Consider the following 19,550-nt stretch of genomic DNA (forward strand, 5'->3'; position numbering starts at 1 on the left):
GCCCCCGAGTCCGGCCCGCGCCGCGCGCCCCGCGCCCGGTGGTCACCCCCGTGGTGGGGCCGCGACCGGGGCGTCCACCAGGTTCCGGTCGATGGTGAGGGTGACGCCGCCGTGCGTCTCGCGGACGTTGCCCCGGTACTGGTGGATCCGCCGGTGGCCCGGCCACAGGTCGCCGGCCAGTGCGCCGCTGTCCGCCGTGTCCGCCCGCAGGTCCCAGCGGGCGTACCAGACCGCGTCGGGCAGGGGCGAGGCGCCGGCCCGGGCCGCGGCGGCCAGGTCGGCCAGGCCGGAGCCGAGGCTGGAGTAGTACCCCGCCCGGTGCCCGGCCCGGTGGAGTTCCTGGGTCCAGCCGCCGGTGAAGTCGACCACGGCCCGCGCGCACCCCGGGTCCGCCGGCCGGTAGGCCTCCATGTCGAGGTAGACCGGGGCTCCGTCGCCCAGGCCCAGCGCCCGCAGCCCGGCCAGTGCCTCGTCCGCCTCGGCGCGGCCCTCCTCGACCGCCCGCGCCGGATCGATGCGGCGCGGCTTGTGCGCGTACGACGTGCACGGCGCCTGCCGTCCGATGTGGACCGGGATCAGCCGCCAGCCCATCGCCCGCACCCGGCGGACCCAGTCCGCCGTGAGCCGCGGCTGCGCGCAGTGCCGCTGGCTGCCGCTGGTGTAGATGCCCACGGCCCCGTACGGCGAGTGCTCCCACCAGGCCCGCATGGCCTCCACCGAAGGCGCGGCGCAGGCGTCGAATCCCTCGCCCCGGAACACCTCGGCCGCCCGCCGCGGCGGCCCGTGGTCGGGCAGCACCCGCGGGGCGAGCCGCCGGGGCGCGGCGGGCCCGGGGGCCGGCCCGGGGCCCCCGGCCGCCCCGGCCGGGGCCGCTCCCGGACCGGACAGCACGAGGGCGACGGCGAGGGCGGCGAGCGCGGTCACACGGAATCGGGTCACGCCTCCCACGGTCCGCGCGCGGCTCCCGCCTCCCGGGCAGCCCGCGCCGGGCGGCGGCCAAGTTCATCCGTGCGCGGGGTCCGTCAGGGGGAAACGCGCACGCGGGGGGCGTCAGTGGTGGAAGCCCGACTGCGGGGCGGCCGCGACGGGCGGCGGCGCCTTCGTCAGGTGCTCCACGGCCCGGCGCATGTCGGCCACCAGCAGGGCGATCTGATCCCGGGTCACCCCGTGCCGGATCAGGACGCGCTGGACGACGGTCTCGCCCCGGTCGGCGGGCAGCGGGTAGGACGGCACCTGCCAGCCCCGCATCCGCAGCCGGTCGGAGAGGTCGTACAGGGTGAAGTCCGTCGCCCCGGGGTCGGCGAGGGCGTAGCAGACGGCGGGGAGGCCGCCCTGGCCGTCGTACAGCAGGGTGAAGGGGCCCATGTCGGCGATCTGGCGGGCCAGGTAGCCCGCGGTGTCGGCGCAGGCCTGCTGGACCCGCCGGTAGCCGCCGCGGCCCAGGCGCAGGAACAGGTAGTACTGGGCGATGATCTCGCCGCCGGGGCGAGAGAAGTTGAGGGCGAAGGTCGGCATGTTGCCGCCGAGGTAGTCCACGTTGAAGACGAGTTCGTCGGGGAGCAGGTCGGCGGTGCGCCAGACGATCCAGCCGACGCCCAGCGGGGCGAGCCCGTACTTGTGGCCGGAGGTGTTGACCGAGGCCACCCGGGGGAGCCGGAAGTCCCAGACCACGTCGGGATGCAGGAAGGGGGCGACGAACCCGCCACTGGCCGCGTCCACGTGGAGGGGGACGTCCCAGCCGTGCTCGGCCTGGATCCGGTCGAGTTCGGCGGCGATGTCGGCGACCGGCTCGTAGTCGCAGGTGTAGGTGACGCCGAGGATCGCGACGACCCCGATGGTGTTCTCGTCGACGTACGCGGCCAGCTGGTCGGGGCGCAGGCCGGTGGCGCCCGCCTCCAGGGGCACCTGGCGCAGCTCCACGTCGAAGTACCGGGCGAACTTCTCCCAGCAGATCTGCACCGGTCCGCAGACCAGGTTGGGGCGGTCGGCGGGCTTGCCCTCGGCGCGGCGGCGGGCGCGCCAGCGCCACTTGAGGGCGAGGCCGCCCAGCATCGCGGCCTCGCTGGAGCCGGTGGTGGAACAGCCGGTCGCGGCGCCGCCGGGCGGGGCGTTCCAGAGGTCGGCGAGGATGTTGACGCAGCGTGCCTCGATCTCGGCGGTCTGCGGGTACTCGTCCTTGTCGATCATGTTCTTGTCGATGCACTCGTTCATCAGACGGCGGGCGCCGTCGTCCGACCAGGTGGTGCAGAAGGTGGCGAGGTTCTGGGCCGCGTTGCCGTCGAGCAGGAGCTCGTTGTGGAGCAGCGAGTAGACGACCTCGGTGGGCGAGTGCTCCTCCGGCATCCGGTACTTGGGGAGCACCTGGCCGCTGAGCGCGGACGCGAACACGTCCGTGGCGACGTCGTCGGCGTGCTGGTCCCCGGGGCGGGCGGCCGCGGTGCGTACGTCCTTCATCTCATGAAGTGCCATATCGGGACTATAGGCCGCAAGACTCCACTCGACGTCACCCTATGGGTTCCGGTCGAGTACACGGTGTGACGCTTTACATACCCACCCCCCTCCTCCGGAAATATTCCTGTCACATATGCTCCTGGCAGGTGATCTTCCTGTTCGGGCCATTGGAGACGGTTCGGACGGGAAGATCGCCGATCTGGTTTTCTGCACAACATATCCATAGATGTCCGGATCGCGGTCTGCCGGTTGAACGGGCCGCACCGCGGTGATGATCCTTCCTCCCATGAAGCAGATCACCCGCCGCCGGGCCCTCGGGACCACCGCCGGCGCACTCACCGTCCTCGGTCTCGCCGCCACCGCGCACGCGGCCACCCTGCCCGCCACCGCGGCCGTGCCCACCCCCCGCGCGGGCGACACCCTCGACGAGGTGTACCAGGGCCGCCGGATCCGGATAACCGCCGCGCAGGGCGGTGGCCACCACGGCGGCCACCACTCCCCCGGCACCCCGACCGTCCGCATAGACGACGCCGAACTGCACGTGATGCGCAATGCCGACACCAGCTGGATCAGCGTCGTGAACCACTACGAGACCTTCCCCGACCTGCCCTCCCTCGCCCGGGCCGCAGTGCGCGAACTCCAGGGCGCCGCCCTCGTCCCGATGGGCGGCATGTGATGACCGTGCGCAAGAACCAGGCGACCCTGACCCCCGCCGAGAAGCGCGCCTTCACCTCGGCGCTGGTGGAGCTCAAGCGGACCGGCGCCTACGACCGGTTCGTCACCACGCACAACGGTTTCATCATGGCCGACACGGACACCACCGACCGGGTGGGCCACCGCTCCCCCTCCTTCCTGCCCTGGCACCGCCGCTTCCTCGTCGAGTTCGAGACGGCCCTGCAGAGAATCGACCCGTCCGTGGCCCTGCCCTACTGGGACTGGACGGCGGACCGCACTTCCCGCTCCTCGCTGTGGGCCGCCGACTTCCTCGGCGGCACCGGCCGGGCCCGCGACGGCCAGGTCATGGACGGGCCCTTCGCCTACTCCGCCGGGAAGTGGCCGGTCAACGTCCGCGTCGACGGACGCAACTACCTGCGCCGCGCGCTCGGCACCGGCGTCGCCGAGCTGCCGACCAAGGCCGAGGTGGACTCCGTGCTGGCCCTGTCCGTCTACGACGCGGCCCCCTGGAACAGCTCCTCCAACGGCTTCCGCAACAACCTGGAGGGCTGGCGCGGCGTCAACCTGCACAACCGCGTGCACGTGTGGGTGGGCGGCCAGATGGGCACCGGGGTATCGCCCAACGACCCGGTGTTCTGGATGCACCACGCCTACGTCGACAAGCTCTGGGCCGAGTGGCAGGCCAAGCACCCGCAGTCCCCGTACCTGCCCGGCGCGGGCACCGCGGACGTGGTGGACCTGCACGACACCATGCGGCCGTGGAACGACGTGACCCCGGCCGACATGCTGGACCACCGGAAGTTCTACACCTTCGACACCGAGCCGGCCGCGGTCTGATCACCGGAGGCCAGCCAGCGGTAGTGCAGTTCGGGGCGGCCGACCTGGCCGTACCGGGGCGTGCGGGCCGCGCGCCCGGTGTCCACCAGGTGCTCCAGATAGCGCCGGGCGGTGATCCGGGAGGTGCCCGCCGCCTCGGCGGCCCCGGCCGCGGTCAGCCCCTCGGGGGCCGCCCGCAGCAGCGCGGCCAGCCGGTCCAGGGTGGCCGCGCTCAGCCCTTTGGGCAGCTCGGCGGGCCGGGGCGGGCGCAGGGTGGCGAGCGCCCGGTCCACGTCGTCCTGGCCGGCCGCCTCCCCGGCGGCGGCGCGGAAGTCGGCGTACCGCAGCAGCCGTTCGCGCAGCGTGGGGAAGGCGAAGGGCTTCAGGACGTACTGCACGACGCCGAGCGAGACGCTCTCGCGGACCACCGCGAGGTCCCGGGCCGAGGTCACCACGATCACGTCCACGGGGTGTCCCGCGGCGCGCAGGCCGCGGGCGAAGCGCAGTCCGTTCCCGTCGGGCAGGCCGAGGTCGAGCAGCAGCAGGTCGACCGGGGTCCGCTCCAGGGCCCGGGTGGCCTCCGCGAGGGAGTGGACGGCGGCGACGGCGGTGAAGCCGGGGACCCGGCCGACGTAGAGCGCGTGCGCGGCGGCGGCGACCGGGTCGTCCTCGACCACCAGGACCCGCACCGGCGCGGCGTCGCCGGTCATCTCCGCGCTCCCGCGGCGAGCGGCAGGCGTACGGTGAACTCCGCGCCCCCGCCCGGTACTTCGGCGGCGCTCACGCTGCCGCCGTGTCGGTGCGCCGCCTGGCGCACGAGGGCGAGGCCGAGCCCGCGCCCGGCGCCCTTGCCGGACCAGCCGCGCCGGAACACGTCGGCCCCGGCGGGCAGCCCCGGCCCGTTGTCGGCCACCCGCAGCAGCAGCTCGCCACCCTCGGGGCGGACGGTCACCCGAACCCGCCCGCCCGGGGTCCCCGTCAGCGCGTCCACGGCGTTGTCGATGAGGTTGCCCAGCACCGTGACCAGGTCCCGGGCCGGGGGCGCGGCGTCCGCGGCGGCGAGCGGCCCGCTGTCGGGGGTCATCACCAGTTCCACACCGCGTTCGTGCGCCTGGGCCGCCTTGCCCAGCAGCAGGGCGACCAGGACCGGCTCGCCGACGGCGGTGACCACCTCGTCGGTGAGGGCCTGGGCCAGCTCCAGTTCGGCGGTCGCGAAGTCCACCGCCTCCCCGGCGCGCCCGAGTTCGATCAGGGACACCACGGTGTGCAGGCGGTTGGCCGCCTCGTGGGCCTGCGAGCGCAGCGCCTCGGTGAAACCCCGTTCGTGGTCCAGCTCCCCGGTCAGCGACTGGAGTTCGGTGTGATCACGCAGGGTGACGACCGTGCCCCGGCGGCCGCCGCCCGCCACCGGTGAACTGTTGACGACGAGGACCCGGTCGGCGCTCAGGTGCACCTCGTCCACCCGCGGGCGGTCGGCGAGCAGGGCGCCGGTCAACGGCGCGGGCAATCCCAGCGCGTCCACCGCCCGGCCCCGCACCTCCCCGCGCAGGCCGAGGAGCTCCCGGCCCGCGTCGTTGATCAGGGTGACCCGGCGCTGCCCGTCGAGCATCAGCAGCCCCTCGCGGACCGCGTGCAGCGCCGCCTGGTGGTAGTCGTGCATCCGGCTCAGCTCGGCCGCGTTCATGCCGTGGGTGTGCCGGCGCAGCCGGGCGTTGACCACGTACGTTCCCGCGCCGCCGAGCGCCAGGGCGCCCGCCGCGACCCAGACGAGCGCGGCCAGCTGTCCGCCGAGCCGGTCGCTGATCGCGCGGACCGTGATCCCCGCGCTGACCAGGGCGGTCACCCGGCCGTCCGCCATGACCGGGGTGACCACCCGGATCGAGGGGCCGAGGGTTCCGGTGTAGGTCTCGCTGAAGGTCTCCCCGCGCAGGGCGGGGGCGGTGTTCCCGAGGAAGCGCTCGCCGATCCGGTGCGGATCGGGGTGGGTCCAGCGGCGCCCGTCCGGGGCCATGATCGTCACGAAGTCCACGCCCGTGTCGGCGCGCACCCGCTCCGCGTAGGGCTGGAGCGCGGCGGACGGATCGGGGCCGCGCACCGCCTCCCGCACCGAGGGCGAGTCGGCGACGGCCCGGGCCGCGGCGCCCGCCTGGCGTTCGGCCGCGTCCTCGGCCTGGCGGCGCGCGGTGGCGTACGCGAAGACCGCGCATCCGGCGACGACGAGCGCGACCAGCACCACCTGCATGGCGAAGAGCTGGCCCGCGAGGCTGCGCGGACGGGGGAAACGGAACATGACGCTCAGTGTGCACCCGGCCGTGAACTCAATGAACACAAGGGTGACCGGGGTCACAGGGTGGGCCATGGTCGGCGCGGGACGTATTCATCTTCAGGAGGCGACGTGGCCGCCAAGCGCGACAAGACCCATTATCTCTACATCGCGGTGATCATCGCGGTGCTGCTCGGCATCGCGACGGGCCTGGCCGCGCCCGGCACGGCCGTCGAGCTGAAGCCCCTCGGCACGGGCTTCGTGAATCTGATCAAAATGATGATCTCGCCGGTGATCTTCTGCACCATCGTGCTGGGCATCGGTTCGGTGCGCAAGGCCGCCAAGGTGGGCGCCGTGGGCGGCCTGGCCCTCGGCTACTTCATGGTCATGTCGACGGTCGCGCTCGCCATCGGGCTGCTCGTGGGCAACCTGCTGGAGCCCGGCAGCGGGCTGCACCTGACCGAGGCGGTCCGGGGCGCGGGCGAGGCGCAGGCGAAGGCGGGCGGGGCGCAGAGCACCGCGGACTTCCTGCTGGGGATCATCCCGAAGACGATGGTGTCGGCCTTCACCGGGGGCGAGGTGCTCCAGACGCTGCTGGTGGCCCTGCTGACCGGGTTCGCGCTCCAGGCCCTGGGCACGGCGGGCGAACCGGTGCTGCGCGGGATCGGGCACCTGCAGAAGCTGGTCTTCCGGGTACTGGCGATGATCATGTGGGCGGCGCCGGTGGGCGCGTTCGGCGCGATGGCGGCGGTGGTCGGCGCGACCGGCATCGACGCGCTGAAGTCCCTCGCGGTCATCATGATCGGCTTCTACACGACCTGCCTGCTCTTCGTGATCGTGGTCCTGGGCACCCTGCTGCGGGTGTGTACGGGCGTCAGCGTCTTCTCACTGCTGCGCTACCTGGGCCGCGAGTTCCTGCTGATCCTGTCCACCAGCTCCTCCGAGTCGGCGCTGCCGCGGCTGATCGCGAAGATGGAGCACCTGGGGGTGTCGCGGCCGGTGGTCGGCATCACGGTGCCGACGGGGTACTCCTTCAACCTCGACGGCACGGCGATCTATCTGACGATGTCCTCGCTCTTCATCGCCGAGGCGATGGGCAAGCCGCTGGCGCTGGGCGAGCAGATCTCGCTGCTGCTGTTCATGATCATCGCCTCGAAGGGCGCGGCCGGGGTGACGGGCGCGGGCCTGGCGACTCTGGCGGGCGGCCTCCAGTCCCACCGGCCCGAGCTGGTGGACGGGGTCGGCCTGATCGTGGGCATCGACCGGTTCATGAGCGAGGCGCGGGCGCTGACGAACTTCGCGGGGAACGCGGTGGCGACCGTACTCATCGGGACGTGGACCAAGGAGTTCGACCGCGAACGGGCCGGGGAGGTGCTCGCGGGGCGGCTGCCGTTCGACGAGGCGACGCTGATCGACGACGCGCACGGCGACGCACAAGACGACGCACAAGACGACGCGCCGGAAGGCGGCCGGGACGGCGGCCAGAAGGACACCCGGTCCGCCCCGATGCCGGGGCAGCCGGCCGGGGGCAAGGACGGCGTACCGGTATAGAACGGGCCACTCCGGTACGCGCGTCGGACCGGCCGGGCAGGGCTCTTCCCCCATGGTGCCCAGCCCGGTCGGGACCGACACCCGTGACCAGGGGCGATTTTCAGCCAACGCTCCGGGAACTCGCCTGCGGTAAAAGGTACTTCCGTATAGGGGCACGTGTCTGACATCTTGCGTCCACCACTCGTTTCGTACGGCCCGGTAGGTACCACCAGCACCACCGGGCCCTTCGGAGGACGCATTGATACCCCACATATCCAGCCGACCTCGACGTACCCTCGTGCTGGCCGCCGCCCTCGGCGCCGCACTGACCTTCGGGGCCCCCGCCGCGCTCGCCGGCACGGCCCCCGTCACCTCGTCCGGGGCCCCCGCCCCGGCTCCCCGGGCCGCGGCCCCGGCTTCCCAGAGTGCGACCTGGGCTGCCGGCACCCGTGCCTACCTCGTGATCACGGCTCCCGGTGACAGCTCGGCCGTCCGCTCGGCCGTCACGGCCAACGGCGGCACGGTGTTCTCGAACTTCGACGCCATCGGCGTGATCGTCGCCCACTCCGCCTCCGCCTCCTTCGCGTCCACCATGCGCGGGGTCAGCGGGGTCCAGCAGGTCGGCGCCACCCGTACCTCGGACGTTCCGGCCGATGCCTACAACCCGGCGCTGCCCGCCAACCCGGCGCAGGCCACGACCGCCGCGGGCGAGCCGGTCCGCGCGGACATGAGCCAGATCAAGGCGGACCAGGCCTGGGCCGTCAACCCCGGCTCGGCTTCGGTCAAGGTCGGCATCCTGGACACCGGTGTGGACGACCAGCACCAGGACCTGGCGCCGAACTTCAACGCGGCCGACTCGGTCTCCTGCGCCTACGGCAAGCCGGACACCCGCACGGGCGCCTGGCGTGACGTGGACACCCACGGCACCCACGTGGCGGGCACCATCGCCGCCGCCAAGAACGGCAAGGGCGTCGTCGGCGTGGCCCCGGGCGTGAAGATCTCCGCGGTCCGCGTCGCCGAGCCGGGCAACTCGTTCTTCTTCGCCGAGAACACCATCTGCGGCTTCGTGTGGGCCGGTGACCACGGCTTCAAGGTCACCAACAACAGCTACTACACGGACCCGTGGCAGTTCAACTGCCCGGACAACATCGACCAGGCCGCGATCATCGAGGGCGTCAAGCGCGCCCAGGAGTACGCGGAGGGCAAGGGCTCGCTCCAGGTCGCCGCGGCGGGCAACGAGGACTACGACCTCGCCCACAAGACCACGGACTCGGCGAGCCCGAACGACTCGACGCCCACCACCCGCACCATCACCAACGCCTGCCTCGACATCCCGACCGAGCTTCCGGGCGTGGTCACCGTCGCGGCGAACGGCACGGGCACCACGAAGGCCTCGTTCTCCAACTTCGGCGCGGGCGTCATCGACGTCGCGGCCCCGGGCAGCGACGTCTACTCCACCCTGCCGGGCGGCAAGTACGGCACCAAGAGCGGTACGTCGATGGCCACTCCGCACGTCGTGGGCGTGGCCGCGCTCCTCGCGAGCGCGAACCCCGGCATCACCCCGGCCCAGTTGCGCGACAAGCTGGCCACCCAGGCCAATGACGTGCCCTGCCCGTCGGACAGCCGGTGCACCGGGACCGCCGCGAACAACGCGTTCTTCGGCGAGGGCCAGGTCGACGCGCTGAAGGCGGTCGGCGGCTCCGTCCCGCCGACCGGCAAGTACTTCGAGAACCTCGCGGACTTCGCGATCAACGACAACGCGACGGTGGAGAGCCCGATCACCGTCAGCGGAGTCACCGGCAACGCGCCGGCCACCCTCAAGGTGGGCGTGGACATCAAGCACACCTACATCGGTGACCTGAAGGTCGACCTGGTCGCACCCGACGGAAGCGTCTACACCCTGTCCAACCGGGCCGGCGGCGGCACGGACAACATCATCCAGACCTTCACCGTCAACGCCTCCTCGGAGGTCGCGAACGGGGTCTGGAAGCTCCGTGTGAACGACAACGCCAGCGCCGACACCGGCAAGATCGACGCCTGGAACCTCACCTTCTAGCGGGTGCGCCGCCTTCCTGCCCGCGGCCCGGTGCCTAGCGGTGCAGGATGTCGGCGAGCCAGTCGAAGACGACGTCGCAGTGCTGTTGCGGGGCCATCGGGGAGCAGTGCAACTGCGCCCCGGTGGCCCCGGTCGGTTTCACGTATTCCCGCCGGGCCCGCAGCAGGTCGTACACCTGGCGGGGCTGGCCGGGGTAGAACTGCTCGCCCTCGTAGTCCAGGACCAGGGTCGGCGTCCTGATCTTCGCTACCAGCGCGGTGACGTCGAGGCCGATCACCCGCTGGGCCGGGGTCCACAGGTCCTTGAAGACCCGGCCCGCCCTGGCCTCGCGCAGCGCCTCGCGGGAGAAGATCTCGAACCGCTTCTTGACGGCGAAGGCGAGCTGCGGGGAGAGGTCCGGGACCACCTCCTCGTTCCAGTTCCGGTTCGTCTCCTCCTTGTCGGCGGTGACCACGTCCCGCAGGGTCTTGTCGAAGGCGAGCCAGGGACTGGCACAGCCCGGCATGCAGACCACGGCCGCCAGCCGGTGCTCGAAGGCGGCCGCCCGGGCCACCAGGTTGCCGCCCATGCTCAGACCGGTCAGCGCGATGCGGCCGCTGTCCACGTCCTTGCGGCGGTCCAGCCAGTCGATCAGCGGGGCGACCACCTGTTCCCAGCGGGTGGTGAAGGGGATCTCCTCCACGAACAGCAACTGCCCCTGGCCCGGCCCGTCGTAGACCAGCGCGTTCCAGCCCCGGTCGAGGGCCGCGGACACGCCGTAGGTCCACATGTCGACGTTCTGGCCGTCGCTGCCGTTGGTGAGGATGACGGTCGGCCGCGGTTCGACCGGGCCGTCGGGGCGGAAGAACCACACCGGCAGACGCGTCCGCTCGTACGGGACCCCCGCGCGCACGGCGGGCGGCGAGCACAGCGAGGTGAAGGTGTCCCAGGCCTCCCGTCCGGCCAGGTACACCGCCTTCTCGTCGGCCGGCTGGGCCGTGCCCAGGACGTAGAACAGGCTCTGGGCGTAGTACTGCGCGGCCCGCAGTGAGCGGAAGCGGCGGGTCTGCGAGGGGAGTTCGTGGCCGTGGCGCCCGGCGGGCGGGGGCGCGGCGAGCTTCCGGCCCCAGCCGCGGAAGGTGTCGCTGAAGGTCTGCTCGGAGAGCCCGGCGGTGTTGATGGCGTTCACGGCGGTCAGTACTTCGCCGACCTCCGAGGCCCCCATGCCCGCCGCGCCGAGCGCGAGGAGGCCGGCGAAGTTGAATCCGGGGTCGGTGAAGAGCTTCATCGCTCCGGGCGCCGGCTCCGGCTCCGCGGCGCCGGTGGCCTCCGCTGCCTCGACGGCCAGGGGCTCTCCGGCCGCGGCGCTCGCCGGGGCGGCGGCCAGGACGCCGCCGGCGGCGAGGGCGCCGGCCCCCGCCGCGATCCCGGCCAGGGCCGTGCGGCGCGAGAGGACGGACGGCGGCAGCGGCGCGGGGGGCCGCGGGTGCGGGGTCGTGCGAGCGTGCGTCATGGTCCGGACGGTAGGAGGCGCCCCGGGCGGGTCGCCCCGCGCCACACCCGCCACTGCTCCGAACGGAGCTGCTCCGGCGGGCCGCGGCCGCACCCCGCCCACCCCGGCCGCGGCCCGCCCCGGGCCCGCTACCGGGTGCGCAGCACGCAGTCCCCGCACAGGCCACCGCCGGGCGCCTTGTAGTACAGGCAGCAGCTACGCCGTACGAAGGCCACCCCGAGGCCCTCCTCGTGCACGAAGGTGCCGGTCCCGGCCAGCGGTCCGGCGTCGGCCAGCAGGTCCGCGGCCAGGGCGACCGCACGGTCGGCCGGGACCCGGTCGATGAGCACCCGCAGCGCTCCGACCAGCCCGGAAGCGGTGTTCCCGCGCAGCACCTTGGGTGAGAGCGCGAAGCGTTCCCGCAGCCCGGCGTCCAGCACGGCGAGGTTCCCGAGCACGGTGGCCCCGAGCTCCTCCCCCGGCAGGTCCACCGGCCCGGGCAGCCACAGCTCGAGCGACCCCGCCTCCGGCAGCCGCCACCACAGCCGGTCGGGGGCCAGGTCCGGCACCCGCCCGGACAGCGCCGCGCAGCCGAGCCCGAGGGACCACAGCCGCGAGGCGAGGCCGAGCTGCGCGGTGGAGGCGGCCACCCGCCCCGGGCCGGTGCCCATCCGGCGGCCCACCTCGCCGACGTACTCCCCGAGCCGGTCGCCGTACAACTCCGTCAGCGGCCGGAATCCCGGCCCGGGCGGTTCGACGGCGTACGGCACGGTGAAGAACGGTCCGACGGAGGCCAGCCGCCGCAGTACGTCGTCCAGATGCATGGCCCGATGATCCCAGGCGGCCCCCGGCGACCCGGGGCGGGGTCAGCCCTCCGGGGAGAACGCGGCCACCTCGAAGTCGGCCATGTCGAGTCCGCCTTCCTTGGTGTCGTCGTTGGCGAAGACGAAGGACTCGATGGGCACGCCGCGTTCGGCGCTGAGCTGGGCCACCAGTTCCTGCAGGACCACGGTCTCCAGGACGACCCGGACGGCGTCCGCGCACCGCGGCAGGCGGACCACGGCCAGCTGCCCGGCCGCCTCGACGTCGGCGGTGGTGAGCAGCAGGGTCAGGTGACCGGCCCCGGACAGGGAGCGGGCCAGCTCGATCTCGCGCCCGTCGCCGAAGACGAGGTGGAGGGTGTTGCCCGCCGACTCCATCTCGCCGTGCAGGTAGTTGCGGGTCACCGAGGCGGCCGCGGTCATCCGGACGACCTCGCGCAGCAGCAGCGCGCCTTCCTCGGCGGAGGCCCGGGACGCGCCGGCGGCCACGGCGTCGGCGGCGATGCAGCGGGCGCCGCGCTCCCGCAGACCGGCGATGACCTCGATGGCCTGCCGGTGGACCGCGGTGGTCCGCTCGGCGATCCGCCGCCAGGGGTCCTCGGTGTCCGGCCGTCCGGTGAGGGCGCCCGCGATCAGGTCTAGGGCGACGACGGTGCCGGTGTAACCGATGGTCGAGGCGTAGGAGTCGGGCTCGCCGCCCAGGTCCACGGTGAGGTCGGCGAGGTCGCCCAGCGGGGAGGCCGCGACGTTGAGCAGCGCGGTCTTCGTGGTGCCGGGGGTGGCGCGCTGGAAGGCGGCGAGGGTCTCGCAGCTGCGGCCGCCCTGGGAGACGGCGATCAGGCAGTCCGTGTCGAATCCGGTGGTGCCGGTCTCGATCTCGCTGGAGAGCACCCGCTGGGTGACCACCCCGGCCGCGCGCAGGTGCTGCACGGGGACGGCGAGGGCCGCGTAGGAGGCGCCGATGCCGGTGAAGAGGGGGCGGCGGGCGGTGCGCAGGGCGGCCGGCTCGGGGCCGGCGAGCCGGGTGCGGACGCGGGCGGCGATGCGCTCCAGCGCCGCGCCCTGGCCGGCCTGGCCCTCGAGGAAGGTGATGCGGGATCCGGACATGGTGGGGTGCCTCTGCTTTCTGGGTGCGGTGGGCCGGTCAGGCGTCGGTCGTGGCGCGGGCGGGGCCGTCGGGCGCAGCGTCCGCTTCCGGGTCCCGTTCCCGGCCGGGGGTGGGCAGGTCGAACCTGACGATGGCCCAGCGGAAGACGACGTAGTAGAGGGCGGGACGCCTCCCTCTTCGAGGAGCTGCGCCGCTGGGGCGTCGAGCCCGACCGCGCGGAGGCGACCATCGAGGTGCGCTCGGCGGACGCGGAGCTCGCCGGGCACCTGGGCATCGCCGAGGGAGCGCCCGTCCTGGTCCTCGACCGGACCGTCTACGCGCGGGACCAGCGGCCGCTGCTGCTGTCCACGGTCGAGTACAGCGGGGACCGGTACCGGCTGCGCACGACCCTCCAGACAGACCGACACGCGCGCGGGGGCCGCCCCCGCGGCATCGGACCCCCGTGGGGGCGACCAAAGACCCGCCGTGTGTCAGGTCGCCCGTACGACGGCCGGCGCGTCCCCGTCGGCCCGCTCGGCGGTGCCCGCCGCCCAGCGCACGGCCGGGCCCATCGCCCAGGAGGCCGCCAGCAGCACGGCCGCCAGCAGCAGCCAGCCCGGGATCCCCCACAACAGCAGCAGCGAGGTCAGCAGCAGCGGGCCCAGGGTGCGCGCGACCGGCACCCCGGTGCCGAAGAAGCCCTGGTACTGGCCGATCCGCTCGGGCGGCGCCAGCGAGAAGCTGATCTGCCAGGACCCGGCGGACTGGCGCATCTCCGCGTGCACCTGGAGCACGGCGCCGAGCACCAGCAGCCCGGCCGCGGCCCAGGCGCCGGCGGGCAGCGCCGACAGCGCGAAGACCACGCACGAGGCGGCCATCATCAGACCCGAGGAGCGCACGGCGGTCCGCGCGCTGCCCAGGTCGCTCACCGGGCGGGCCATCCGGACCTGGAACAGCATGACGGCCACGGTGTTGAGCACGAACAGCGCTGACACCAGCCAGCCCGGCGCGTGCGTGCGCTCCACGATCCACAGCGGGATGGCCAGGCTCAGCAGCGGCATCCGCAGCAGCAGGACCGCGTTCAGCAGGGTGACCAGCGCGTAGGGCCGGTCCCGGAGCACCGCGAGCCGCGGCTCCCCGGCGCCGCGCCCGGGCAGCGGCGCCACCACGGGCAGCCGCAGCAGCACCCCCGCGCAGACCAGGAAGCTCACCGCGTCCAGCACGAAGACCAGGCGGTACGCCGGCCCGGTGTCCGCGCTCAGCGCGAGCCCGCCGACGGCCGCGCCGAGCGCCAGCCCGCCGTTGAGCATCGACTGGAGGTGGGCCAGCACCCCGGTGCGCTCCCCCGGGGCCACGAGCCCGGCGAGCAGCGCCTGCCGGGCCGCGGCGAGCCCGCACTGGGCGGTCGCGTACACGCAGGCGGCCAGCAGGAACGGCCAGAACGAGGAGATCAGCAGGAACGAGGCGACCGCGGCGGCGGTGGCCAGGGCCAGCAGCACCGAGGTGCCGCGCGGGCCCCGCCGGTCGGCCAGCGCCCCGATGGGCACCCCCGCCACCGACCCGACCGCCCAGGCGAGGGTGAGACCGAGGCCGATCTGCGCGGGCGACAGACCGACCACTCGGGTGAAGTAGAGCGCCGAACACACGTAGTAGGCGCCGTCACCGACGGAATTGCTCAGCTGGGCGGCGGCCAGGCGGCGCGGCGCGCCCGGCGGCGGCAGGATCCGTATGTTCATCCGACCATTTGATCAGTGATCCGCTCCCGGCGGAGGCCTCAATTGACGACAGGCCCGGTGGGCCGCTTGTCACCACCAACAGATCCGGCGGTTTCAGGCCTCCCGGGGCGCTCCGGCAGCGCCCCGCCCAGGGGCTCCGGGAGCCCTGGAACGGGTGTCCGCGGGCCCCGGAAACGGGTGCTCCGGGGCGGCGGCGCGGGCCCTCGGAAATCGGTGTCGCGCCGTTGCCGAAAGGGGGGTTCATATAGGGACTTTAAGGAGCTACATTGAGCCACTCGCGTTCACCTGACAGCCCGTTGCCTTTCACTCGCGTTTTGCGCGGGGGGTGACGTCAGGAGCGCAGACTGTGCAACCACCCCACCGCCTAGAAGGACCGAAGGCTCCGTGCCCGTACCCGTACTCCTCGCCGGCCGCACCGTGCGGCTCGAGCCCCTCGCCCCCCGCCACACCGAGGCCCTGGCCGTGGCCGGGGCCGAGGATCGTACGACTTACGCCTTCACCCCCGTACCCCACGGGCTGCAGGCGTCCCACGAGTACATCGACCGTGCCCTCGCCGATCAGGCGGCGGGTCGATCCCTCCCGTTCGCGGTGGTCAGAGCCACCGACGGCCGGGTGGTGGGATCGACCCGGTTCCTGGAACTCGACTACTGGCAGGGCCCCCTGGTGTGGCCCGCTGTGCCGGGAGTCCCCTACGGCGACCCGGCCACGGCGATCCCGGATGCCGCGGAGATCGGGAACACCTGGCTGTCGCCGGGTGCCCAGGGAACCGGCATCAACACCGAGGCGAAGCTGCTCATGCTCCGCCACGCCTTCGAGACCTGGGGGGTCCGCCGGATCTCGCTGCGCGCCGACGCCCGCAATACCCGCTCCCGCGCGGCCATGGAGCGGCTCGGGCTGACCTGCGAAGGGGTCCGCCGGGCCCATTCGCGGGGGCTGGACGGAGCGGTGCGCAGTACGGCCTTCTATTCGGTGCTCGACGAGGAGTGGCCCGCCGTGCGCTCCGTCATCGAGCTGCGGATCTCGGGCCGGCGGCCGCGCCGGTCCCGGCGCCCCGCCGGGTCGCTGATCCCGGCGTAAGGATCCTGCGCTCCCCCGCCCCGCCCTCCTCGACGGCGCTCAGCCGAGGAAGGCCGGGGCGAGGGCCGAGGACATGAGCCGGGCCGGGGCGCCGCCGCCGTCGGCCGGAACCGCGTACAGGTCGGCGCCGAAGTCGCCGGGCAGGGAGTAGACGACCGTGTGGTCGTCCGTCCACACCGCCTGGTCGTCGACGCTGCGCGTCTCGGCGAGCGCCGTCTCGGTGCCGGAGGCCAGGTCGAGGGCGTAGAGCCGCCAGGGCGCGTCCGCGGGCGCTCCCGGTACGCGCTTCTTGAAGACGACGCGGGTGCCGTCGGGCGAGAGCGAGGGGCATTCGACGTTCTCGTGGACCGTGGTGAGGGTGCGCGCGGTGAGGTCGCCGTGGACCAGGTAGGTCGCGCCCCCGGTGGCGAGGGTCGCGTAGAAGTACCGCTCGTCCGCCGCGAAGGTCACGCCCCAGAAGTTCACGTCGGCCGCGTGGTACGCACGCCCGTCCTTGAGGAGGGTGAAGTCCTCCAGGGAGGCGTCGTACCTCCCGGTGCGGGTGTCGAGCACCGAGGTCCGGGTGGAGAAGTTGGTCCCGGCGTAGGAGTCCCCGCCGACGAACACCGTCCAGGCGACCAGGTGTCCCCCGGGCGAGACCCGGGCCCGGGTCGGGATGCCGGCCAGCGGGTGGCTGGAGACCTCCTTGAGGCGGGAGTCCAGCACGACCGCGCGGTAGCTGTCCTGCACCCCGCCCTTGACCGAGCGCAGGCAGATCCCGGTGCCGGCGGCGGCGTGGAAGCGCAGGCAGGAGACCCCGGAGGCGGTGCGCTCGCCCTCCGGCGCTCCGGCGGGCACGGTGGCCAGCTCGTCGCGGTGCGGCCCCCAGGCCATGTTGCGGAACACGATCCGCCGCCCTCCGTCGCCCGGGGTCAGCGAGACGTGGCCGGGGGTGATCCGCGGGCCGCCCGCCTGTTCCCGGTTCTTCTCGTCCGCGCGGGAGGAGGCCCGTACGACGGCGGCGACCCCCACTCCCGCGAGCAGGAGCACGGCGGTGAGCAGGATCAGGATCCGGCGCTGGAGGGTCATGGGCGGGGGCCTTTCGCGGGGGGCTTCAGAGCGTGGCCGTGGCGGCGGGTGCGGTCTCGTCGTCTTCGGTCTCTTCGTCGGGGCGCAGGCGGGCGCACACGGCGGTGGAGACGGCGAGCAGGACGGCGGCGGTGATCAGCGCGGGCCGGGCGCCCCAGGCGGTCCAGGCCGCGCCGAAGGCGAGGGAGCAGAGGAAGCGGGCGAGGGCCTGGCCGGTCTGGACGAGGGCGAGGCCGGCGCCGCGCTGCTCCTCGGGGACGGTGCCCGCGGCGGCGGCCATGAGCACCCCGTCGGTGGCGGCGTAGAACGCGCCGTGCAGGAGGAGGACCGCGTAGGGCAGGGCGGGCTGACCGCCGCCGGTCAGCAGGAGTCCGTAGGCCGCCAGCAGGGCCACGTGCCCGCCGAGGAAGACGCGACGGCGCCCGGTCCGGTCGGCGAGCCGGCCCAGGGGCAGGGCGAGCAGGAAGAACGCGGCGGCGGTGCCGAGCGGCAGCAGCGCGAACCAGCGGTCGGCGATCCCGGTCGTGCGCTGGAGGAGCAGGAAGACGAAGGCGTCGCTGACGGTGCACAGGCCCAGCAGCAGGGCGCAGACGCTGATCCGGCGCAGTGCGGGGCGGCGCAGCAGGTGGACGGAGGCGCGCAGCGAGGGCCGCCCGGCGGGGGCGTCGCCCTTCCCCGCCGCGGCGGCGGGGGCGGAGGGGGCGTGCCGCGGCACGAACAGCACCAGGACGAGGACGCCGAGGGCGGCGACGCAGGAGCTGACGGTGAAGACGGCGTCGTAGCCGTCGGCGGCGCCGCGCAGGATCACGAAGGCGAGCACCGGTCCGATCAGCGCGCCCGCGGTGTCCATGGCCCGGTGGGCGCCGAAGGCCCGGCCGCGGTTCTCGGGCGTGCTGGCCAGTGAGATCAGCGCGTCGCGCGGGGCGGTGCGCAGGCCCTTGCCGGTCCGGTCGAGCGCGAGGACCGCGCCGATGGCGGGGAGGGTGTGCGCGAGGAGGAGCAGCGGCTTGCACAGCGCGGAGAGGCCGTAGCCGAGTCCGGCGAGCAGTTTGTGACGGCGGAAGCGGTCGCCGAGGTGGCCGCCGGTGAGCCGTACGAGGGCGCTGACCCCGTTGTAGAGGCCGTCGAGCAGGCCGAACCCGAGCGGGGAGAGACCGAGTCCGGCGACGAGGTAGAGGGGCAGCACGGCCGTGACCATCTCCGAGGAGACGTCGGTGATCAGGCTGACCGTGCCGAGGGCGAGGACCGTGGGGGCGAGCGCGGCGCGCCGCCCCGGGCGGATGCCCGGGGCGACGGCCGGTTCGGTGGTCACGGCGGGCGCGGGGGTACCGCGGCTGTCCGCAACGTACATCGTCAGCTCGCCCAGATCCCCGTGATGTCGTGGGCGGTGGCGGCGTTGCCCGCGTGGGTGGTCAGGCCCGCCAGGCCCTCCAGGGTGCGCAGCACGTCGTAGTGGTTGTAGGTGGTGGCGGAGGAGGAACCGGGGGTCACGGACTGGCCGTAGAGCACGGTCGGGATCTTGTTGCCCGCGAGCCGGTTGTCCTCGTCGAAGGTGACGACGAGCAGGCTGTTGTGGGTCTTGGCCCAGTCGGCGTAGGCCTTGAGGTTGGTCTTGAGCCAGGTGTCACCGGTGCCGACCGAGCAGTCGTGCATGTCGCTGCACAGGTTCGGGACGACGAAGGAGACCTGGGGCAGGGTGGTGTAGTCCGTCGGGAACTGGGCCATGGTCTTGGCCGAGCTCGTCGGGACGTTGGAGAAGCCGAACCAGGGGTTGTGCTTGCGGGCGTACTTGCCGCTGCTGCAGGTGGTGGAGCCCTGGCTGGGCAGGGTCTCGTTGTAGCTGCCCCAGGTCTTGCCCGCGGCGATCAGCTCGGAGGCCAGGTTGGGCGCGGAGCTGAAGCCGGGGGTGTAGCAGCTGTCGTCGGTGATCCCCTGGTTGGAGCCCGAGAAGAGCTGCATGTAGTTGGGCTGGCTCGGGTGGGTGACGCCGAAGGACTGGGTGAGGTTGGCACCACCCGTCTTGAGCGAGTTGATGTAGGGGGCGCTGGAGCTGCCGATGACCTGGTTGTAGGCGTGGTTCTCGAACACCACGACGACCACGTGGTCGGGGGCGGGCAGCGACGCCGCGTGGGCGGGCTGGGCAGCGCCGAGCGAAGTCCAGAGGGCGGCGAAGGCGGCGGTGAGGCCGATCGCGGACGCGAGGGCGGTGGTGCGGCGGGGCCGTGACAAGGGCATGCCGAACACGGGATGTACCTCCGACTGAGTGGGGGGGTTCTGGGGCGGCGCGGACGCACCATACCGACGGGCATGTGCAGGGGCCAGAGACCGTGGGCCAACGGAAGGAGAACGCGCGCTGCACGCTGGGAGCCGGGTAAGGAAGTGCCCTGGCGGAGATCAAGAAAAGGAAAAATTAGGAACCTGGGGGCTCTGTCGTTCATCCTTCGAACGGAAGAGGACCATCCCGCACGAGCGGGACCGCAACAATTCGGAGAGCTCCGC

The 19,550-nt window shown here is 73.4% G+C and carries 16 protein-coding genes and 1 pseudogene; 6 read left to right on the top strand and 11 right to left on the bottom strand.

The genetic code is table 11. From position 1 onward, the window contains the following. Positions 1-42: 42 nt before the first annotated feature. Together ABT084_RS07650 and gad are read right to left on the bottom strand one after the other, a co-directional pair. Positions 43-939, bottom strand: coding sequence for a DUF1906 domain-containing protein (locus ABT084_RS07650; RefSeq protein ID WP_351039162.1), 897 nt, complete (start codon positions 937-939; stop codon positions 43-45). A 111-nt stretch (positions 940-1,050) separates the two neighbouring features. Further along, positions 1,051-2,469, bottom strand: coding sequence for a glutamate decarboxylase (gad, locus tag ABT084_RS07655; protein ID WP_351039165.1), 1,419 nt, complete (start codon positions 2,467-2,469; stop codon positions 1,051-1,053). Between the two features lie 268 nt (positions 2,470-2,737). Here gad and melC1 point away from each other — a divergent pair, with 268 nt between their 5' ends. Together melC1 and melC2 are read left to right on the top strand one after the other, a co-directional pair. Continuing rightward, a complete protein-coding gene (gene melC1 / locus ABT084_RS07660; protein WP_351039167.1) occupies positions 2,738-3,127 on the top strand; it encodes an apotyrosinase chaperone MelC1 in 390 nt (129 codons plus the stop codon). Beyond that, the gene (gene melC2 / locus ABT084_RS07665; RefSeq protein WP_351039170.1) at positions 3,127-3,963 is read left to right on the top strand and encodes a tyrosinase MelC2; all 837 of its coding nucleotides are present in this window, start codon (positions 3,127-3,129) and stop codon (positions 3,961-3,963) included. Before melC1 ends, melC2 begins: the two co-directional genes overlap by 1 nt. Here the strand turns inward: melC2 and ABT084_RS07670 are convergent. Both ABT084_RS07670 and ABT084_RS07675 read right to left on the bottom strand, forming a co-directional pair. Further along, on the bottom strand, positions 3,930-4,652 hold the full coding sequence (locus tag ABT084_RS07670) for a response regulator (RefSeq protein WP_351039172.1): 723 nt from the start codon (positions 4,650-4,652) through the stop codon (positions 3,930-3,932). The two genes, melC2 and ABT084_RS07670, sit on opposite strands and share 34 nt — an antisense overlap. Beyond that, a complete protein-coding gene (locus ABT084_RS07675; RefSeq protein WP_351039174.1) occupies positions 4,649-6,232 on the bottom strand; it encodes a sensor histidine kinase in 1,584 nt (527 codons plus the stop codon). Before ABT084_RS07675 ends, ABT084_RS07670 begins: the two co-directional genes overlap by 4 nt. 105 nt (positions 6,233-6,337) lie before the next feature. On the opposite strand from ABT084_RS07675, the gene ABT084_RS07680 reads away from it, so the two are divergent. Both ABT084_RS07680 and ABT084_RS07685 read left to right on the top strand, forming a co-directional pair. Next, positions 6,338-7,756 carry a cation:dicarboxylate symporter family transporter gene (locus ABT084_RS07680; protein ID WP_351039177.1) on the top strand — a complete coding sequence of 473 codons (1,419 nt, stop codon included), beginning with the start codon at positions 6,338-6,340 and terminating at the stop codon, positions 7,754-7,756. 277 nt (positions 7,757-8,033) lie between these two features. Further along, positions 8,034-9,791, top strand: coding sequence for a S8 family serine peptidase (locus ABT084_RS07685; protein ID WP_351039179.1), 1,758 nt, complete (start codon positions 8,034-8,036; stop codon positions 9,789-9,791). A gap of 34 nt (positions 9,792-9,825) precedes the next feature. On the opposite strand, the gene ABT084_RS07690 is transcribed toward ABT084_RS07685, so the two are convergent. The 3 genes from ABT084_RS07690 to ABT084_RS07700 all read right to left on the bottom strand — a co-directional run bounded on the left by ABT084_RS07690 (position 9,826) and on the right by ABT084_RS07700 (position 13,190). Then, the gene (locus ABT084_RS07690) at positions 9,826-11,283 is read right to left on the bottom strand and encodes an alpha/beta hydrolase family protein (RefSeq protein ID WP_351039181.1); all 1,458 of its coding nucleotides are present in this window, start codon (positions 11,281-11,283) and stop codon (positions 9,826-9,828) included. 128 nt (positions 11,284-11,411) lie between these two features. Further along, the gene (locus tag ABT084_RS07695) at positions 11,412-12,086 is read right to left on the bottom strand and encodes a (2Fe-2S)-binding protein (RefSeq protein ID WP_351039184.1); all 675 of its coding nucleotides are present in this window, start codon (positions 12,084-12,086) and stop codon (positions 11,412-11,414) included. 42 nt (positions 12,087-12,128) lie between these two features. After that, positions 12,129-13,190 carry an SIS domain-containing protein gene (locus tag ABT084_RS07700; RefSeq protein WP_351039187.1) on the bottom strand — a complete coding sequence of 354 codons (1,062 nt, stop codon included), beginning with the start codon at positions 13,188-13,190 and terminating at the stop codon, positions 12,129-12,131. Positions 13,191-13,367: 177 nt separating this feature from the next. Between ABT084_RS07700 and ABT084_RS07705 the strand changes: the two are divergent. Then, positions 13,368-13,556 (top strand): annotated as a pseudogene (locus ABT084_RS07705) (UTRA domain-containing protein); the annotation flags it as partial. 105 nt (positions 13,557-13,661) lie between these two features. On the opposite strand, the gene ABT084_RS07710 reads toward ABT084_RS07705, so the two are convergent. After that, on the bottom strand, positions 13,662-14,906 hold the full coding sequence (locus ABT084_RS07710; protein ID WP_351039190.1) for an MFS transporter: 1,245 nt from the start codon (positions 14,904-14,906) through the stop codon (positions 13,662-13,664). A 384-nt stretch (positions 14,907-15,290) separates the two neighbouring features. Here ABT084_RS07710 and ABT084_RS07715 point away from each other — a divergent pair, with 384 nt between their 5' ends. Next, complete coding sequence (locus tag ABT084_RS07715) at positions 15,291-15,983, top strand: GNAT family N-acetyltransferase (RefSeq protein ID WP_351039192.1); 693 nt, start codon at positions 15,291-15,293, stop codon at positions 15,981-15,983. A gap of 39 nt (positions 15,984-16,022) precedes the next feature. On the opposite strand, the gene ABT084_RS07720 is transcribed toward ABT084_RS07715, so the two are convergent. From ABT084_RS07720 to ABT084_RS07730, 3 genes are read right to left on the bottom strand one after another with little or no spacing between them, the layout of a single operon-like run. After that, positions 16,023-17,051, bottom strand: coding sequence for a TolB family protein (locus ABT084_RS07720; RefSeq protein WP_351039195.1), 1,029 nt, complete (start codon positions 17,049-17,051; stop codon positions 16,023-16,025). Positions 17,052-17,076: 25 nt separating this feature from the next. After that, positions 17,077-18,402, bottom strand: coding sequence for an MFS transporter (locus ABT084_RS07725; RefSeq protein ID WP_351039198.1), 1,326 nt, complete (start codon positions 18,400-18,402; stop codon positions 17,077-17,079). Between the two features lie 2 nt (positions 18,403-18,404). Beyond that, positions 18,405-19,286, bottom strand: a complete 882-nt coding sequence (locus ABT084_RS07730; RefSeq protein ID WP_351039200.1) for an alkaline phosphatase family protein — start codon at positions 19,284-19,286, stop codon at positions 18,405-18,407. Positions 19,287-19,550 lie beyond the last annotated feature (264 nt).

It is taken from the genome of Streptomyces sp. NPDC002138 (genome assembly GCF_040296485.1).
Classification (GTDB): domain Bacteria; phylum Actinomycetota; class Actinomycetes; order Streptomycetales; family Streptomycetaceae; genus Streptomyces.

Coding starts and splice junctions, on each gene's coding strand:
- gad (WP_351039165.1), bottom strand. CDS start 2,469: ATGGCACTTCATGAGATGAAGGACGTACGCACCGCGGCCGCCCGCCCC.
- melC1 (WP_351039167.1), top strand. CDS start 2,738: ATGAAGCAGATCACCCGCCGCCGGGCCCTCGGGACCACCGCCGGCGCA.
- melC2 (WP_351039170.1), top strand. CDS start 3,127: ATGACCGTGCGCAAGAACCAGGCGACCCTGACCCCCGCCGAGAAGCGC.
- ABT084_RS07670 (WP_351039172.1), bottom strand. CDS start 4,652: ATGACCGGCGACGCCGCGCCGGTGCGGGTCCTGGTGGTCGAGGACGAC.
- ABT084_RS07675 (WP_351039174.1), bottom strand. CDS start 6,232: ATGTTCCGTTTCCCCCGTCCGCGCAGCCTCGCGGGCCAGCTCTTCGCC.
- ABT084_RS07690 (WP_351039181.1), bottom strand. CDS start 11,283: ATGACGCACGCTCGCACGACCCCGCACCCGCGGCCCCCCGCGCCGCTG.
- ABT084_RS07695 (WP_351039184.1), bottom strand. CDS start 12,086: ATGCATCTGGACGACGTACTGCGGCGGCTGGCCTCCGTCGGACCGTTC.
- ABT084_RS07700 (WP_351039187.1), bottom strand. CDS start 13,190: ATGTCCGGATCCCGCATCACCTTCCTCGAGGGCCAGGCCGGCCAGGGC.
- ABT084_RS07710 (WP_351039190.1), bottom strand. CDS start 14,906: ATGAACATACGGATCCTGCCGCCGCCGGGCGCGCCGCGCCGCCTGGCC.
- ABT084_RS07720 (WP_351039195.1), bottom strand. CDS start 17,051: ATGACCCTCCAGCGCCGGATCCTGATCCTGCTCACCGCCGTGCTCCTG.
- ABT084_RS07725 (WP_351039198.1), bottom strand. CDS start 18,402: ATGTACGTTGCGGACAGCCGCGGTACCCCCGCGCCCGCCGTGACCACC.
- ABT084_RS07730 (WP_351039200.1), bottom strand. CDS start 19,286: ATGCCCTTGTCACGGCCCCGCCGCACCACCGCCCTCGCGTCCGCGATC.